The sequence below is a fragment of the Selenihalanaerobacter shriftii genome (assembly GCF_900167185.1).
Taxonomy (GTDB): domain Bacteria; phylum Bacillota; class Halanaerobiia; order Halobacteroidales; family Acetohalobiaceae; genus Selenihalanaerobacter; species Selenihalanaerobacter shriftii.
In genome coordinates, this window is sequence record NZ_FUWM01000015.1 from 47,094 (window position 1) to 64,665 (window position 17,572).

Genomic DNA, 17,572 nt, shown 5'->3' on the forward strand with positions numbered 1-17,572 from the left:
AATATGCAATCCCAATTAAGTGATAAAGTTCCACCACAAAGTATTGATGCTGAAAAGTCAACATTAGGTGCAATGTTAATTGACCGTGATGCCATAGCAAAGGTAATAGAGGTTCTAAAGCCAGCTGATTTTTATCGTGAAGCACATTCGATTATCTATAAAGTAATTAATAAGTTATTTGATAATGGAGAACCTGTAGATTTAGTGACTGTTAGTGAGGAGTTAAGAGATGAAGATGCATTAGAAGATATAGGAGGAGTATCATATCTTACTTCTATAGCTAATAGTGTTCCGACTTCTGCAAATGTCACTTATTATGCAAAGATGGTTGAAGAGAAGTCAATTCTAAGAAATTTAATTAAAGCATCAAACCATATTTCACAGCTAGGTTATAATGGTGAGAAAGATACAGAAGTGGTTTTAGATAAAGCAGAGCAATTAATCTTCAATATTTCTCAAAAGAGAGCAGTACAGAGTTATTCTGGAATTAAAGATGTATTAATGAAGACTTTTGATAATTTAGAACAACTCTATGATAATAAAGGCGGTGTAACAGGAGTTCCAACTGGATTTAAGGATTTAGATAATATGACTTCTGGTTTTCAGGATTCTGATTTAATAATTATTGCTGCCCGGCCTAGTATGGGTAAGACAGCGTTAGCTTTAAATATAGGACAATTTGCCGCTATTCAATCTGAAATACCAGTAGCTATTTTCTCTTTAGAGATGTCTAAAGAACAATTAGTACAAAGAATGTTATGTTCTGAAGCGCAGGTTGATAATCATCGTTTGAGAACAGGTTATTTAAATGAGAATGATTGGAATAGATTAACAGATGCTGCTGGGAAACTAAGTGATTCAAAGATATTTATTGATGATACACCAGGTATTACTGTTATGGAAATGCGTGCTAAAGCGAGAAGAATTAAGGCAGAGCATGGTTTAGGTTTAATTCTGATTGATTATATGCAGTTGATGCAGGGAAGTGGACGACCTGAGAGTAGACAGCAAGAGGTTTCTAAAATCTCTCGTTCCCTTAAAGGGTTAGCTAGAGAGTTAAATGTACCAGTAGTTTCTTTGTCACAGTTAAGTAGAGCTGTGGAGCAAAGAAATGATAAGAGACCTCAACTAAGTGATCTTAGATCTAGTGGAAGTATTGAGCAGGATGCAGACTTGGTAGCATTCATTTATAGAGATGATTATTATAATCCTGATTCTGAAAAACAGGGTATTACTGAAATTATTGTTGGAAAACAGCGTAATGGACCAGTAGGAAAGGTAGAACTGGCATTCCAGAAAGAATATACTAAGTTTGTAGACTTGTCACATAGAGATGCACAGTAATCATAATTAATATATGGTTAGGATAAAATATGATTTAGTCATGGTTCATTAGCACCATGGCTAAATTTTCTTTATTGTTCTATTACTTTAAAATAGTAAAGTGGTGAAATACACGAATATTAAATTGAAATATTGGTTTTAAATTCGTATTTAACTTGACATTATCAGGTTATTCTGCTATTATATTAGTGGGTTATTCGGTTTAAGGTAATGTGTACATAAGGAGGTTGAATTTAATGATAGATAGATATACTTTGCCTGCAATGAAAAAGATTTGGAGTGAAGAGAATAAATTTGCTAAATGGTTAGAAATTGAAGTAGCAGTCTGTGAAGCATTAGGTGAATTAGGTGATATCCCTCAAGAAGATGTAGATAAGATAAAAGAAAATTCCACTTTTACAGTAGATAGAATTAAAGAGATAGAAAAAGAAACTAGACATGATATTTTAGCTTTCTTAACAGCTGTGGCTGAAAGTTTAGGGTCAGAATCAAAATATATTCATTTAGGTTTAACTTCATCTGATATTAAAGACACAGCTCGTTCATTACAACTGAAAGAGTCAGCAGAAATAATATTAGAGCGTTTAGAGAAAGTGACTAAGTTATTAGGTGAGAAAGCAGTTGAATATAAAAAAGTAGTAATGGTAGGTAGAACCCATGGTATTCATGCAGAACCAATTACTTTTGGATTAAAATTAGCTAATTGGTATGCTGAAATGGAAAGAAATATTGAGAGGTTTAAAGCTGCCAAAGATCGGATTAGTTATGGTAAAATTTCAGGAGCAGTAGGGACTTTTGCAAATATTAGTCCTAAAGTTGAAGAGATGACTTGTGAAGCTTTAGGTTTGACTCCGGCACCTATTTCTTCTCAAATTCTACAAAGAGATAGGCATGCTGAATATATTTCTGTTTTAGCAGTTATTGCTGGTTCACTAGATAAGTTTGCCACTGAAATTAGAAATTTACAACGAACTGATATTTTAGAGGTAGAAGAATCATTTAAAAAGGGACAAAAAGGTTCTTCTGCTATGCCTCATAAAAAGAATCCAATTACTTGTGAACGGATTTCTGGTTTATCTAGGGTGGTTAGGTCTAATACCATTTCTGCTTATGAGAATCAACCATTATGGCATGAGCGAGATTTAACACACTCATCTGTAGAAAGAATAATTTTCCCAGATAGTAATATTTTAATAGATTATATGCTAGCTAAATTTGAGACGGTTATTGAAAAGTTAAGGGTTTTAGAAGATAATATGTTACGTAACTTAGAGCAAACTAATGGTTTAATCTTTTCACAGAAGGTTATGTTAGAGTTGGTTGATAAAGGATTATTAAGAGATGATGCTTATGGATTGGTACAAAGAAATGCTTTAAAAGCATGGGAAGATGAGAAGCCTTTTAAAGATTATCTATTAGAAGATGAAGAGGTTTTAAAGCATCTAAATGAAGAAGAAATTAATAAAATCTTTGATTATGATTATCATCTTAGAAATATAGATGCTATCTATAAGCGTTTAAATTTAGAGTAAAGAAAAAAATATTTTAGAAAAAATGGAGGTTTTATTAATGGCAACTGTAGTTGTGGTAGGGTCACAATGGGGAGATGAAGGAAAAGGGAAGATTACGGATATGATTTCCCGAAAAGCAGATTTTGTAGTCCGCTACCAAGGAGGTAATAATGCAGGCCATACAGTAGTTGTTGGAGACAAAGAATTCAAACTACATCTAGTACCATCTGGAATTTTATATGAAGATACTACTTGTATTATAGCTAATGGTGTAGTTGTTGATCCAGCAGTTTTAATTGAAGAGTTAGATTATTTAGCTAATAAAGGAGTAGAGGTAACTGACTTTCATATTAGTTCTAATGCTCATGTGATTATGCCTTATCATCGTGCATTAGATAAATTAGAAGAAGAACGTAAAGGTAATGGTAAGATTGGAACGACAGGAAAGGGAATTGGTCCAGTTTATATGGATAAGATTGGACGATTTGGAATTAGAATGGTTGATTTATTAGATGAAGAAGCTTTAAGAGAAAAACTTGAAAAGACTTTAGCCTTGAAGAATATAATGTTAGAGAAAGTTTATGAAGCAGATGGTTTTGAAGTAGATGAATTAGTTGCTGAGTATTTAGAGTATGGTAAAAAGTTAGAATCATTTGTAACAGATACTTCTTATTTCATTAATCAAGCTATTAATAAAGGTGCTAATGTTTTATTTGAAGGTGCTCAAGGAACACTATTAGATATTGATCATGGAACTTATCCGTTTGTAACTTCTTCTAATCCAACTTCTGGTGGAGTCTGTACTGGAACTGGGGTAGGTCCAACAAAGATTGAGGATGTAATTGGTATTGTTAAGGCTTATACAACTAGAGTAGGAGAAGGTCCTTTCCCTACAGAATTAACTGGGGAAATGGGAGAGATTATTAGAGATAAAGGTGGAGAATTTGGAACAACCACTGGACGTCCAAGAAGATGCGGTTGGTTCGATGCTACGATAGTTAAATATGCTAATAGAGTTAATGGTTTAACTAGTTTAGCTATTACTAAATTAGATGTTTTAGATGGCTTAGAAAAGATTAAGATATGTACCGGCTATAAGTATAAAGATGAAGTTTTGGAAGAGTTTCCAACGAATCAGAATATACTAGAAGAATGTGAACCTATCTATGAAGAATTTCCAGGTTGGGAAGAAGATACTTCTAAGATTAGAGAGTATGATGAATTACCTGAGAATGCTAAAAAGTATTTAGATAGGATATCTGAATTAGTAGGTACTAAGATTTCAATTTTATCTGTTGGGCCTAAAAGAGCTGAAACTATGATTTTAGATAAATTTGTAGATTAAGAGAATATAATATATAGAATAATTGACCGCTTAAGTGCTTAATTGTCACCTAAGCGGTTTTGTTTTATTTAGGATCAGAAATTAATTTTTATAATAAAATAAGTAGGAAGAATTGCTTGGATTAAACTATTACCGAATATTATAAACAAAAAACCCAAAAATATTCGTTTATTTGTTGACTAAATGTTCTATATTTGTTATTATAAATCTGTAAGTTAATAATGTATAAATAATATTTGAATAATAATAACCTCATATAACCGTGAGAATAAGGCTCACAAGTTTCTACCAGGTAGCCGTAAACTACCTGACTATGAGGGAAGTGTACCTAGGGTTCCGCATGTATAATGGTCTGGTCCGAGCGGTACAGTTAATCACACCGAAGGGAAAAAAGCCCAGGCGGGGAGGTTCTACTCTTAGTTTATTGATAGTGGAGCCTGCCTGCCTGGGTTTTTATTATTATCTATTAATTATTAACAAAAATTAAAAAGCTGAGGTGATTTAATGAAAGTATTAGTGATTGGCAGTGGTGGGCGTGAAGATGCTTTAGTTTGGAAATTGAAAGAAAGCCAATATGTAGATGATATTTTTGTGGCTCCTGGTAATGCTGGAACAGAAGAAAGTGCTAATAACGTAGATATAAAAAGTAATGATTTAGATAATTTACTTAAATTTGCTCAAGATGAAGAGATTGATTTAACATTTGTAGGTCCAGAAGCACCTTTAGTTGCTGGGATTGTAGAGCTTTTTGAAGAAGAAGGGTTAAAGATTTTTGGACCTAATCAAGAAGCTGCACAATTAGAAGGTAGTAAAGTATTTTCAAAGGATTTAATGAAAAAGTATGATATACCAACAGCAAATTACGAAGTATTTACTGACCAAGAAGAAGCAATTAATTATATTAAAGAAGAAGGAGCTCCAATAGTAGTAAAAGCAGAAGGTTTAGCGGCTGGGAAAGGTGTTATTGTAGCAGAAACTAAAGAAGAAGCTATAGAGGCAGTTAAGACTATTATGGTTGAACAAAAGTTTGGTGAAGCTGGAGAAAGAGTAGTTATTGAAGAGGTTTTAACAGGTGAAGAGGCGACAGTTTTAGCTTTTACTGATGGCCAAGAAATAGTTGCTATGCTTCCTTCACAAGATCATAAAGCTGCTTATGATAATGATGAAGGGCCAAATACTGGAGGGATGGGGGCATATGCTCCGGCACCAGTAGTGACAGATGAGGTTTTACAGAAGACGTATGATCAAATCTTAATTCCTACTATTGAGGCATTGCAAGCAGAAGGAATTAATTTTAAAGGGATATTATATAGTGGATTGATGATTGAAGATAGAGAACCAAAAGTTTTAGAATATAATGTTAGATTTGGCGACCCAGAGGCACAGGCTGTATTGCCTTTATTAAAGACTGATTTAGTAGAGATAGCAGAAGCGATTATTGATGAAAAATTAGAAGAAGTAGAAATAGAATGGTTAAATAAAACGGCAGTTTGTGTAGTCATGGCTTCAGGAGGATATCCAATTGAATATGAAACAGGTAAAGAGATTCAGGGTATAGCTGAGATGATTAAGGAATCGAATATTAATGTTTTTCAGGCAGGGACAGCTAAAGAGGATGGTAAATTAGTAACGGCAGGAGGCAGGGTTTTAGGCGTTACAGCTTTAGGTGATGGCTATGAAGATACTATTCAAAAGGCATATGAAGGAGTAGAGAAGATTAATTTTGAAGATGCTCATTATCGAGAAGATATAGGACAAAAAGCTTTAAATAAATAACTATTATAACTAAAATAAAAAGGAGATGAATTCAATGGTTAAAGTAGGGATAATAATGGGTAGTGATTCAGACTTACCTATTATGAAAGAAACGGCAGAGGTTTTAGAGGATTTTGAAATTGAATATGAGTTAACTGTTATTTCTGCTCATAGAACACCAGCTAAAGCTGAAGAATATGCAAAGACAGCTGAGGATAGAGGATTAGAGGTGATTATTGCTGGAGCTGGAAAGGCAGCACATTTAGCAGGAGTATTAGCTGCTTATACTTCTTTGCCAGTAATTGGAGTACCGATTAAAACTTCTACATTAGGTGGAAATGATTCTTTATATTCTATGGTGCAGATGCCAGGAGGAGTTCCAGTGGCGACTGTTGCTCTTAATGGTGCTAAGAATGCTGGTTTATTGGCAATTCAAATTTTAGGAGTAGCTAATCAGGAAATTAGAGAAAAATTTAAAAAATATAAAGAAAAAATGGCTGACAAAGTTAAAGAAACTGCTGAGGAATTAGAAAACTTGGGGTATCAAGAATACTTGAATAATCATTCTTAACAGGCTGCACTCTTTTTAATATCAGTTAATAAGATAAATATATATAATTCAAGGTAGGTGGAGGTTGATGTTAGGAAGAAAAGCAGTTAATCGTCCTACTATAGGACTCGCTTTAGGAGGCGGTGGGTTGAGAGGGATAGTTCATATTGGTATCTTAGAAGTCTTATCTAAAGAAGGAATTCAGATTGATATGATTAGTGGTAGTAGCATGGGAGGCCTAATCGCCGGTTTATATGGAGCAGGATTAGAACCTAGTGATTTAGATAAATTAGCATTAGAAGTTAAAGATGGTAAGCGTTTTGACTTAAGTTTAGGTTTTATTGAAATAATTAAATTTTTAATAAAGAGCATATCTGCAAAATTAGGTCCTTCTCCAAAAGAAATGCCTATGGGCTTAATATCAGGTAATAAGATTAAAAAAGATTTATTGAAGGAAACGGAAGGAAAATATTTTAATGAAGCAAGAATACCAATAGCTATTACAGCAACCAATATTATGAGTGGAGAATTAGTAATATTTATTGCTAATGAATTCAAGCCAGACTTACAGCATTTAGATGATAGAATCTTTATTACTGATCAACAGATAGCTACTGCTATTAGAGCTACTATTTCTATTCCTGGATTATTCATCCCATTAGAGGTTGAAGGACATTTACTAGTAGATGGTGGTTTAAAAAATAATGTGCCAGCAGATATTTTAGATGAGTTAGGAGTAGATATTAAGGTAGCAATTGATTTAGGTTTTGCCATCCAAGATGATAAATTGATTAAGAATCCAGTAGATCTTATCCTGCAGTCAGTTGATATTATGGGGCAGGAGGTTTCCAACTTAATATTAGAAGATTACGCTGATCTAATAATTGAACCTAAAGTGGAAAAGGCCAGTTTAACTGATATAGAAAAGATCCCATATCTTCTAAAGACTGGGAGGCAGATCGGATACCAGTTAGTTCCTAAAATAGAAAGGTTGATAAAAGGAGGTAAGTAAAAAGTGATAGAACGAAATATTTTCAAAAATATAAGTCCATTAGACCACCGTTACTCTTTACGTAAAGAAAATTTTGAAGATTATTCAAAATACTTATCAGAAGAAGCTAAGATTAAATATCAAGCCCAAGTAGAACTAGCTTTAGTTAAAGCATTAGCTAAAGAAGGTATCTGTTCTTTTGAAGTAGTTAAAGAAGTAGAGAAAGCAATCGAAGAACTTACAGCAGAAGAGGTATATGAAGAAGAGAAGAAGACTAGACATAATATTCGGGCTTTAGTGAATTGTATTCAAAGAAAAGTTAGTAAGGAAGCTAAACCATATGTTCATTTTACTACAACATCATTTGATATAGTAGACACTGCTAATTCTGTACGATATAAGGAATGCGCTGAAGAATTAATTTTACCTACCCTTAAAGAGTTACAGAAAATTTTAATGGAGATAGCTTTAAGAGAGAAAGATACAATTCAAGTGGGAAGAACTCATGGGCAGCATGCAGTGCCGGTAACATTTGGTTTTGCAGTGGCTGAATATGTTAGTAGATTAGGTAATAGAATTTTAGCAATTAAAGAAAGCGGTGAAAGACTAAAAGGAAAGATGACCGGAGCAGTAGGAGCTTATAATGCAAGTCACCTTTTCTTTAATAATCCAGAGACATTTGAAGCTGAAGTTTTAGAAGAGTTAGGTTTAGAGGCTAGTACTCACTCTACTCAAATAGTGGAACCGGAATATTTAACAGATTTTATTCATGCTTTAGTCTCTGGCTTTGGAGTAATTGCCAATTTTAGTGATGATATGCGACATTTGCAAAGAACAGAGATCGGTGAAGTAGGAGAATATTTTGGTAAGGATCAGGTTGGTTCTTCGACTATGCCTCATAAACGAAATCCTATTAATTATGAAAATATTAAGAGTATGTGGAAGGAATTTATGCCGCGAATGATGACTCTTTATCAAGATCAAATTTCAGAACACCAACGAGACTTAACTAATTCAGCTTCGTCAAGATTTATTCCAGAATTAATAGTGGGCTTTTTGTCATCAGTTAATCGTTTAATTAGAACTTGTCGTAAACTAGTAGTTGATCAGGAGAATATGGAGGAGAACTTTAATCAAAGCAAAGAAATGATAGTAGCAGAGCCTCTTTATATTCTATTAGCCTCTTTAGGACACCCAGATGCTCATGAAGCAGTCAGAAAGTTGACTTTAGAAGCTCAAGAAACAGGACAAACATTGAGAGAATTGATTCAAGATAAAGAGGAATTAGAAGCCTACTGGCAAAAGTTAAATCAAAAACAAAAGGAACTACTAACTAAGCCAGAAAAATATATTGGGATTGCAGTACAAAAGACAGAGAAAGTAGTGGATTATTGGCAAGGAATTTTAAATATTTAATTTATATTATTAATAATTTAGCTGAAATATTAAGAGTGGGGGTTATAAAAATGGAGAAATTAGAGGAACTTTATGAAGGAAAAGCGAAAAGGATTTATAAGACAGAAGAAGATGATAAGGTAATTGTAGAGTATAAAGATGATGCAACTGCTTTTAATGGTGAGAAAAAAGGGCAAATTGTTGAGAAAGGTAAGCTTAATGCGGAAATTTCTACTATCTTTTTTGAACTATTAGAAGATAACGATATTCCAACTCATTTAATAGAACGACTAAATGACACAGATGTACTAGCTAAGAAATTAGATATTATTTTGGTTGAAGTAGTAATGAGAAATATAGCAGCGGGTAGTTTAGCAAAGAGATTAGGTTTAGAAGAAGGTACTGAGTTAAGTCAACCGATTTTAGAGTTTTATTATAAAGATGATGACTTAGGAGATCCAATGATTAATGAATATCATATTCAAGCGGAAGAAATAGCTGATCCTAATGATTTAGAAGTGATTAAAGATTTAGCCTTTAAGATTAATGAAATACTGGTTGAATTTTTAGCTGATAAAGGGATCGATTTAGTTGATTTTAAATTAGAGTTTGGTAAAGGAACGGATGGGGAGATCTATTTAGGAGATGAAATTTCTCCAGATACTTGCCGCTTTTGGGATGCTCAAAGTAAAAAGAAACTAGACAAAGATAGATTTAGAAGAGATTTAGGTGAAGTAGAAGGGGCATATCAAGAAATATTAAAACGATTGAACTTATAGATAGGGAGGATATAAAATGAATTGGAAAGTAAAAATTAAAGTGCTATTAAAGGAAAGTATCCTGGATCCACAAGGACAGGCAGTAGAAGGTGGTTTAGATTCCCTAGGATATAAGAATGTATCTGATGTCAATATTGGTAAGTATATGGAATTAGAGATTGAAGATGTAGTAACGAAAGATAAAGTTAAGACGCAAGTAGATGAGATGTGTCAACGTCTATTAGCTAATCCTGTAATTGAAGATTATACTTTTGAAGTTGAAGAGATGGAGGGGTAGTATGAAATTTGCTGTAGTCACCTTTCCTGGTTCTAACTGTGATCAGGATTGTTATCACGTAGCCCATGAAGTATTAAGTCAACCTACTGAAATGTTATGGCATAAAGAAGCACAAGATTTATCAGATTATGATTGTGTAATACTGCCTGGAGGTTTTTCTTATGGGGATTATTTGAGAACAGGAGCGATTGCTAGGTTTTCTCCAATTATGAATTCCGTCATAGATTATGCTAATAATGGTGGTTTAGTAATAGGAATCTGTAATGGATTTCAGATTTTATTAGAAGCCGGGCTTTTACCAGGGGCAATGAAGATAAATGATTCTTTAAAGTTTACTTGTAAATATGTTAATTTAAAAGTAGTTAATGCTGACACTCCTTTTACCAATGAATGTGAAGAAGGAGAAATATTAAATCTTCCTGTTGCTCACGGAGAAGGTAATTATCATATTGATGAGGATGGTTTAGAAGAATTAGTTGCCAATGATCAGATTGTAGTTCAATATGCAGCAGAAGAAGAGAATCCAAATGGTTCTGTTAAGAATATTGCTGGGATTTGTAATAAAGAGAAGAATGTATTTGGATTAATGCCTCATCCTGAACGATGTTCTGAGACTATTTTAGGAAATGGAAAAGATGATGGATATAAAATTTTTGCATCAATCTTAGAGGATGTAATTAAGAGAGGTGAGCAATGTGGCTAATAAACCGTGGGAGAATGAAGGATTAACAGCAACAGAATATGATATGATTGTTGATATTTTAGGTAGAGATCCTAATAAAACAGAATTAGGAATGTATGGAGTTATGTGGTCTGAGCATTGTAGTTATAAAAACTCAAAGGCTATTTTAAGAAATCTACCAACTGAAGGCGATAGAGTTTTACAAGGACCAGGAGAGAATGCAGGGATTATTGATATTGGAGATGAACAAGCAGTGTCCTTTAAAATAGAGAGTCATAATCATCCTTCAGCGATTGAACCTTATCAAGGAGCAGCTACTGGAGTTGGTGGGATTATTCGTGATATCTTCACCATGGGGGCTAGGCCGATAGCTTCTTTAAATTCTTTACGTTTTGGAGAATTAGATGATGATCGGGTTAAATTTTTATTTGAAGGAGTAGTGGAGGGGATTGCTGGTTATGGTAATTGTATTGGAATTCCGACGGTTGGAGGAGAAGTTTACTTTTCTGAAAGTTATCAAGAGAATCCCTTAGTTAATGCTATGTGTGTAGGAATTATGGATCATGAAGATATCTCAACTGGAACTGCTGAAGGTGTTGGTAATCCAGTTATGGTAGTAGGTGCTACTACTGGAAGAGATGGAATTCAAGGGGCTAGCTTTGCTTCCGATGAATTGACCGAAGACTCTGAGGAAGATCGCCCAGCAGTTCAGGTGGGAGATCCATTTATGGAGAAACTACTGTTGGAAGCCTGTTTAGAATTAATTAAAACCGGTGCATTAGTCGGTATTCAAGATATGGGAGCAGCTGGACTTACTGGTTCTTCATGTGAGATGGCTAGTCGTGGAGGAGCAGGAATAGAACTGGATATTGATCTAGTTCCTAAACGAGAGATAGGGATGAATTCCTATGAAGTGATGTTATCAGAATCTCAAGAAAGAATGTTAGTAGTGCCTAAAAAAGGGAAAGAAGATATTGTAGAAAAAATATTTGAAAAGTGGGATTTACATGCTGAAGTTATAGGAAAAGTAACAGATGATGGTATGTTAAGAATTTTAGATAAAGGTCAAATAGCTGCAGAAGTACCGGCGCGTTCATTGGCTGATGATGCTCCAGAATATCAAAGAGAATCAAAGCGACCTTCTTATTTAGATGAAGTGCAAGATTATGATTTAACTAATTTAACAGAAACTACCGATTATAATCAATCATTATTAGATGTTTTACAGTCTCCGAATATTGCTAGTAAAGAATGGGTATATCAACAGTATGATCATATGGTGCGAACTAATACTGTAGTCTTACCAGGTTCTGATGCAGCAGTCTTACGAGTGAAGGGAGCAAAGAAAGGCTTAGCAGTAACTACTGATTGTAATGGACGGTATTGTTATCTTGATCCGGAATTAGGAGGAGCTATTGCTGTAGCTGAAGCAGCTAGAAATATAGTCTGTGCTGGAGGCGAACCGATTGCAATTACAGACGGTTTAAACTTTGGGAATCCAATGAAACCAGAAATTTATTGGCAGTTTGAAAAATGTATTGAAGGAATTAGCGAAGCCTGTCTAAGTTTGGGAACACCTGTGACTGGTGGAAATGTAAGCTTTTATAATGAAAGCCCGGCTGGTGCTATTTATCCAACACCGATTATAGGTATGGTGGGCTTATTAGAGAATATTGAAGAAGCAACGACTTCCCATTTTAAAGATGAAGGTGATGTTATTCTATTATTAGGTGAAACCAAAGAAGAATTAGGCGGTAGTGAATATCTTAAAGTTATTCATGATTTAGAGACAGGTAAACTACCTGAATTAGATTTAGATTTAGAGAAGAAGGTGCAGAATACTTGTTTAGAAGCAATTAAAGCAGGAATAATTAAATCTGCTCATGATTGTGCAGATGGAGGATTAGCAGTAACTTTAGCTGAAAGCTGTATTTCTGGAGGATTAGGAGCTAGAATAGAAATTGATAATAATTTATCAAATAGTGGTTTGCTATTTTCTGAAACTCAGAGTAGGATTGTAATTTCTGTAGATGAAAAAGATGTAAACCAGGTTAAAGAGATAGCATTATCTAATAATATATCAGTAACTAAATTAGGAAAAGTTACTGGAGAAGAATTAATTATTAATGATCTAATTAATCTTAAAGTTAAGGGGATGAAGAGAGAATGGAAAGAGAGTATTCGTTCCAAAGTGAAGGCTTAATGGATAAAATGGAAGAAGAGTGTGGAGTCTTTGGTATTTTCTCTTCTGATAAAAAATCCAATGTAGGCCATTTAACATATTTAGGTCTACATGCTCTACAACACAGAGGACAAGAGAGTGCTGGAATCTGTGTAAATATAGATGGTAACTTTAAGATTCATAAAGATATGGGACTAGTAACTAATGTTTTTGATGAGGAAAAGCTACAGGAATTAAATGGAGAAGCAGCTATTGGTCATGTTCGTTATTCCACGACCGGTTCTAGTTTATTGGCTAATGCTCAGCCTTTATTAGTAAATTGTAATAAAGGTGACTTGGCTATTGCTCATAATGGTAATCTAGTAAATAGTTCTGAAATAAGATTTAATTTAGAGAATCAAGGTTCTATCTTCCACTCTACTCTTGACACTGAGGTAATTGCCCATTTAGTTGCTCGTTCTTTTAAAGATGATATTATAGAAGCATTTACTCACAGTTTACAACAGATAAAGGGAGCTTTTAGTCTAGTAGCTATGACTGATGATGGTTTAATAGCAGCTCGGGATCCTTATGGTTTTAGACCATTATCTATTGGGAAATCAGGAGATAGCTATATCGTTGCCTCAGAGACATGTGCCTTTGATATTATGGATGCAGAGTTAATTAGAGATGTTCAACCAGGAGAGATGGTAATTATTAACAAAGATGGCATTGAGAGTTTTCATTTTAGTGAAGAGAAACCTCATACCTTCTGTATTTTCGAATTTATTTATTTTGCTCGGCCGGATAGTATAATTGGCGGCCAGAATGTACATTTGGCTAGACGAGCAATGGGAAGGCAATTAGCTAGAGAGATGGAGGTAGAAGCAGATTTAGTAATTCCGGTACCAGGTTCAGGAATTCCTGCTGCTCTTGGATTTGCTGAGGAGTCAGGTATTCCTTATCAAAAGGGGATATTAAGAAATAGATATGTAGGGAGAACATTTATTCAACCTACTCAAGAAATAAGAGATTTAAAAGTAAGAATTAAATTAAATCCGATTAAAGAAATAATTAAGGATAAAAAAGTGATTATAATCGATGATTCTATTGTTAGAGGGACTACTAGTAGACAGGTTATTAGAATGGTTAAAAAGGCCGGCGCTAAAGAAGTGCATATGGCTATATCCTCTCCACCTGTAACTTATCCATGTTATTATGGATTAGATACATCTCGCAGACAAGAGTTAATCGCAGCTAAAAAAAGTATTGAAGAGATTGCTGGACATATAGGAGCTGATTCTTTACATTATTTAAGCCAAGAAGGACTATTAAACTCAATTAATGCTGAAGACTATGGCTATTGTACTTCTTGTTTTGATGGTGACTATCATATAAAGGTAGGAACAGGCAAGTTTGACCTAGAATAAAATGGAGGTGATAGGATGGGAGTATCTTATGAAGAGGCTGGAGTTAATATTGCTGCTGGAGAAGAAGCAGTAGATAAAATAACAAAAGATGTGGAATCAACCTTTGGGAAAGAGGTTTTGACCGGTTTAGGAAGTTTTGGGGCACTTTTTGCTCCTAATTTGAATGGTTATGAAGAGCCGATTTTGGTAGCCGGTACAGATGGAGTAGGAACTAAATTAAAAGTAGCTTTTATGATGGATAAACACGATACTATTGGAATAGATTTAGTAGCTATGTCCGTTAATGATATTATAGTGCAAGGTGCTAAGCCTTTATTTTTCTTAGATTATTTGGCAATTGATAATTTAATTCCTAAAAAGGCAGAAGAAATTGTAAAAGGAATTAGTAAAGGTTGCAAAGAAGCGGGAGCTGCTTTAATTGGGGGAGAAATGGCTGAGATGCCAGGATTTTATAATCAGAATGAGTATGATTTAGCTGGTTTCGCTGTAGGTGTCGTAGATAAGAAAAAATTAATTACAGGTCAAGAAATAAAGCCTGGTGATAAAGTAATCGGGTTATCTTCAAATGGCATTCATAGTAATGGCTACTCTTTAGCAAGAAAAGTATTATTTGATATGGCAGATTATGATGTAGATGCTGAAATTAAAGAGCTAGATAGAAAGCTAGGAGAGGAACTGTTACAACCGACTAAGATTTATGTAAAACCAATATTAGAATTAATGAAAGAATTTAATTTAAAAGGTATTGCTCATATTACCGGTGGTGGATTAATAGAGAATCTACCTAGAATTCTACCAACAGGAACTAAAGCAGTAATTGATTCAGAAGAATGGCCTACACCATCTATTTTTGATATAATTAAGGATAAAGGTAATATCGAAGCTAAAGAAATGTATCGAACTTTTAATATGGGAATAGGTATGGCGATTGTAGTTCCTAAAATGGATGCTGATAATATTTTAAATAAATTAGAAGATATAGGTGAAGATGCTTATTTAATCGGCGAGATACAAAAAGGTGATAAGAATGTTGATTTGAATTTGTAGGAGAAGAGAGGTGAATTAGATGGCTAAAAGACTGAGATTAGGGGTTTTAGTTTCCGGACGTGGAACTAATTTGCAGTCTATAATTAATAGTATTGAGGCAGATAGATTGAATGCTAAGATTGAAATTATAATTAGTGACAATCTTGATGCTAAGGCTTTAGAAAGAGCTAAAAAGCATGGAATAAAAGGAGTTTCTATAATCCCAGGTGATTTTAATAGTAAGCAAGAGTATGAAGAAAAGATGATTACAATATTAGAAGAGCATGGAGTAGAATTAGTAGCTATGGCAGGTTTTATAACAATTTTAAGTTCTCATTTTATAGAATATTATCGTAATCGTTTGATGAATATCCATCCGTCTTTATTACCAGCTTTTCCGGGGTTGGATGCACAACGCCAAGCATTTAAGCATGGAGTGAAAGTAACAGGCTGTACTGTTCATTTCGCTTATGAAGGGATGGACACCGGACCAATTATTCTACAAGAAGCAGTTCAAGTTTTAGAAGATGATACAGTAGCTAGTCTTTCTCGGCGAATATTAGCAGAGGAACATCAAATATATCCTAAAGCTATTCAACTTTTTGCTGATAGAAGATTAAAAGTTGAAGGAAGAAAAGTGGAGATTCTATAAAACTAAGTATAGAGGTGATAAGATGTCAAAAGTAAGATATGCCCTAATTAGCGTGTCAAATAAGGATGGAATAGTAGAATTTGCTGAGCAATTAGATGAGTTAGGTATTAATATTATTTCTACTGGAGGAACTGGCAGAAAGTTAAAAGAGGCAGGCATTGAAGTAATAGATATTACTAAAGTAACTAATTACCCAGAAATGATGGATGGTAGGGTAAAAACACTTCATCCCGCAGTACATGGTGGAATTTTAGCAGTTAGAGATAATAAAGAACATATGAAAGAGATTAAAGAGGAAGGCATTAAGCCTATAGAGTTAATTATAGTTAACTTGTATCCTTTTGCTGAAACTATTGCTAAAGATGATGTGGATTTTACTGAAGCAATTGAAAATATTGATATTGGTGGTCCAACTATGATTCGATCAGCTGCTAAGAACCATCAAGATGTAGGAGTAGTAGTTAATCCGAATGATTATAATAAGATTTTAGATGAATTGAAGAATAATGATCTAAGGTTAAATTCAGAAGTAAAATTAGAATTAGCTTATAAAGCTTTTAAGCATACTGCAGAGTATGATCACTTAATTCAAGACTATTTATCCGATTTTGTTGAAAAAGATTCAGGACTATCTCCTGTTATTAGAGAAAGGTATGAGAAAGTTGATGATTTAAGATATGGTGAAAATCCACATCAAAAAGCAGCTTTCTACTGTGAAACAGAGACTACAGAGCCTTCAATAACTACTGCTAAACAATTACATGGTAAATCCTTATCATTCAATAATATCAATGACACCAATGGTGCATTAGAATTGGTAAAGGAATTTACAGAAAGGCCAGCAGTAGCAGTAATTAAACATGCTAATCCATGTGGAATCGCTACAGCTGAAACATTGGCAAAAGCTTATGAAGAAGCATATGCAGGTGATCCTACTTCTGCTTATGGAAGCATTGTAGCCTTAAATAGAGAAGTAGATGAAACAACAGCCAAAGAAATAGCAGGACCTGAAAAGTTTGTAGAGGCTGTCATTGCTCCAAAATTTAGTGAAGAAGCATTAAAGGTATTAAAAGAACGATGGGAAAATGTACGGTTATTAGAAACAGGAGATTTATTTATAGATCAGAATACTAAAGAAAAAGATATGAAAAAAGTAGTTGGGGGATTATTGGTACAAGATAGAGATATAGTTCAACTTGATGAGTCAGAAGTCGAAGTAGTAACTGAAAGAGAGCCTACTGATCAAGAATTAAAAGATATGTTATTCAGTTGGAAAGTAGTTAAGCATGTAAAGTCTAACGCTATAGTAATGGCTAAAGATGAACAAGTTGTTGGAGTTGGAGCTGGACAGATGAGTCGAGTCGATGCCATGATTATTGCTGGACGTAAAGCTGGAGATAGAAAAGTGGAAGCAGTAGTAGCATCAGATGCTTTCTTTCCATTTAAAGATGCTATTGAAAGTGCAGCAGAAGCTGGAATTAAAGCTATTATTCAGCCAGGTGGTTCCATTAGAGATGAAGAAGTAATAGCAGCAGCAAATGAAAATAATATAGCTATGGTCTTCACTGGTAGAAGACATTTTAAACATTAATCTTTGCATAAGAGCTTGAGTATACTCAAGCTCTTATTTATATTTTAGCTTGTGAATAAAAGAACATTTGTTTGCAAAATGAC

Annotated in this window: 15 protein-coding genes and 1 riboswitch; all 15 genes read left to right on the plus strand. The window is 34.0% G+C overall.

The window, feature by feature from the left end:
- Positions 1-3 precede the first annotated feature (3 nt).
- The 15 genes from dnaB (at position 4) to purH (ending at position 17,489) form a co-directional block, all read left to right on the plus strand.
- A complete protein-coding gene (dnaB, locus tag B5D41_RS09140; RefSeq protein ID WP_078810324.1) occupies positions 4-1,344 on the plus strand; it encodes a replicative DNA helicase in 1,341 nt (446 codons plus the stop codon).
- A 236-nt stretch (positions 1,345-1,580) separates the two neighbouring features.
- Positions 1,581-2,876, plus strand: a complete 1,296-nt coding sequence (gene purB, locus B5D41_RS09145; RefSeq protein WP_078810325.1) for an adenylosuccinate lyase — start codon at positions 1,581-1,583, stop codon at positions 2,874-2,876.
- Positions 2,877-2,913: 37 nt separating this feature from the next.
- The gene (locus B5D41_RS09150) at positions 2,914-4,200 is read left to right on the plus strand and encodes an adenylosuccinate synthase (protein WP_078810326.1); all 1,287 of its coding nucleotides are present in this window, start codon (positions 2,914-2,916) and stop codon (positions 4,198-4,200) included.
- 232 nt (positions 4,201-4,432) lie between these two features.
- Positions 4,433-4,534, plus strand: a riboswitch (purine riboswitch).
- A gap of 170 nt (positions 4,535-4,704) precedes the next feature.
- Positions 4,705-5,976, plus strand: coding sequence for a phosphoribosylamine--glycine ligase (purD, locus tag B5D41_RS09155; protein ID WP_078810327.1), 1,272 nt, complete (start codon positions 4,705-4,707; stop codon positions 5,974-5,976).
- Positions 5,977-6,010: 34 nt separating this feature from the next.
- Positions 6,011-6,526 carry a 5-(carboxyamino)imidazole ribonucleotide mutase gene (purE, locus tag B5D41_RS09160; protein WP_078810328.1) on the plus strand — a complete coding sequence of 172 codons (516 nt, stop codon included), beginning with the start codon at positions 6,011-6,013 and terminating at the stop codon, positions 6,524-6,526.
- A 67-nt stretch (positions 6,527-6,593) separates the two neighbouring features.
- Positions 6,594-7,517: a patatin-like phospholipase family protein gene (locus B5D41_RS09165; RefSeq protein WP_078810329.1), complete on the plus strand. Its 924-nt coding sequence runs from the start codon at positions 6,594-6,596 to the stop codon at positions 7,515-7,517.
- A gap of 3 nt (positions 7,518-7,520) precedes the next feature.
- Positions 7,521-8,912, plus strand: coding sequence for an adenylosuccinate lyase (gene purB, locus B5D41_RS09170; protein WP_078810330.1), 1,392 nt, complete (start codon positions 7,521-7,523; stop codon positions 8,910-8,912).
- A 50-nt stretch (positions 8,913-8,962) separates the two neighbouring features.
- Positions 8,963-9,670 carry a phosphoribosylaminoimidazolesuccinocarboxamide synthase gene (purC, locus tag B5D41_RS09175; protein WP_078810352.1) on the plus strand — a complete coding sequence of 236 codons (708 nt, stop codon included), beginning with the start codon at positions 8,963-8,965 and terminating at the stop codon, positions 9,668-9,670.
- Between the two features lie 16 nt (positions 9,671-9,686).
- Positions 9,687-9,947, plus strand: a complete 261-nt coding sequence (gene purS / locus B5D41_RS09180) for a phosphoribosylformylglycinamidine synthase subunit PurS (protein WP_078810331.1) — start codon at positions 9,687-9,689, stop codon at positions 9,945-9,947.
- 1 nt (position 9,948) lies between these two features.
- Complete coding sequence (purQ, locus tag B5D41_RS09185) at positions 9,949-10,650, plus strand: phosphoribosylformylglycinamidine synthase subunit PurQ (protein WP_078810332.1); 702 nt, start codon at positions 9,949-9,951, stop codon at positions 10,648-10,650.
- Positions 10,643-12,832, plus strand: a complete 2,190-nt coding sequence (purL, locus tag B5D41_RS09190) for a phosphoribosylformylglycinamidine synthase subunit PurL (RefSeq protein ID WP_200806453.1) — start codon at positions 10,643-10,645, stop codon at positions 12,830-12,832. The genes purQ and purL overlap by 8 nt, the downstream gene beginning before the upstream one ends.
- Positions 12,796-14,220 (plus strand): amidophosphoribosyltransferase, encoded by a 1,425-nt coding sequence (gene purF, locus B5D41_RS09195; RefSeq protein ID WP_078810333.1) that lies wholly within the window; start codon positions 12,796-12,798, stop codon positions 14,218-14,220. Before purL ends, purF begins: the two co-directional genes overlap by 37 nt.
- Positions 14,221-14,235: 15 nt before the next feature.
- The gene (gene purM, locus B5D41_RS09200; protein WP_078810334.1) at positions 14,236-15,267 is read left to right on the plus strand and encodes a phosphoribosylformylglycinamidine cyclo-ligase; all 1,032 of its coding nucleotides are present in this window, start codon (positions 14,236-14,238) and stop codon (positions 15,265-15,267) included.
- 19 nt (positions 15,268-15,286) lie between these two features.
- The gene (gene purN, locus B5D41_RS09205) at positions 15,287-15,898 is read left to right on the plus strand and encodes a phosphoribosylglycinamide formyltransferase (RefSeq protein WP_078810335.1); all 612 of its coding nucleotides are present in this window, start codon (positions 15,287-15,289) and stop codon (positions 15,896-15,898) included.
- A gap of 22 nt (positions 15,899-15,920) precedes the next feature.
- On the plus strand, positions 15,921-17,489 hold the full coding sequence (gene purH, locus B5D41_RS09210) for a bifunctional phosphoribosylaminoimidazolecarboxamide formyltransferase/IMP cyclohydrolase (protein ID WP_078810354.1): 1,569 nt from the start codon (positions 15,921-15,923) through the stop codon (positions 17,487-17,489).
- The last annotated feature ends 83 nt before the right edge of the window (positions 17,490-17,572 follow it).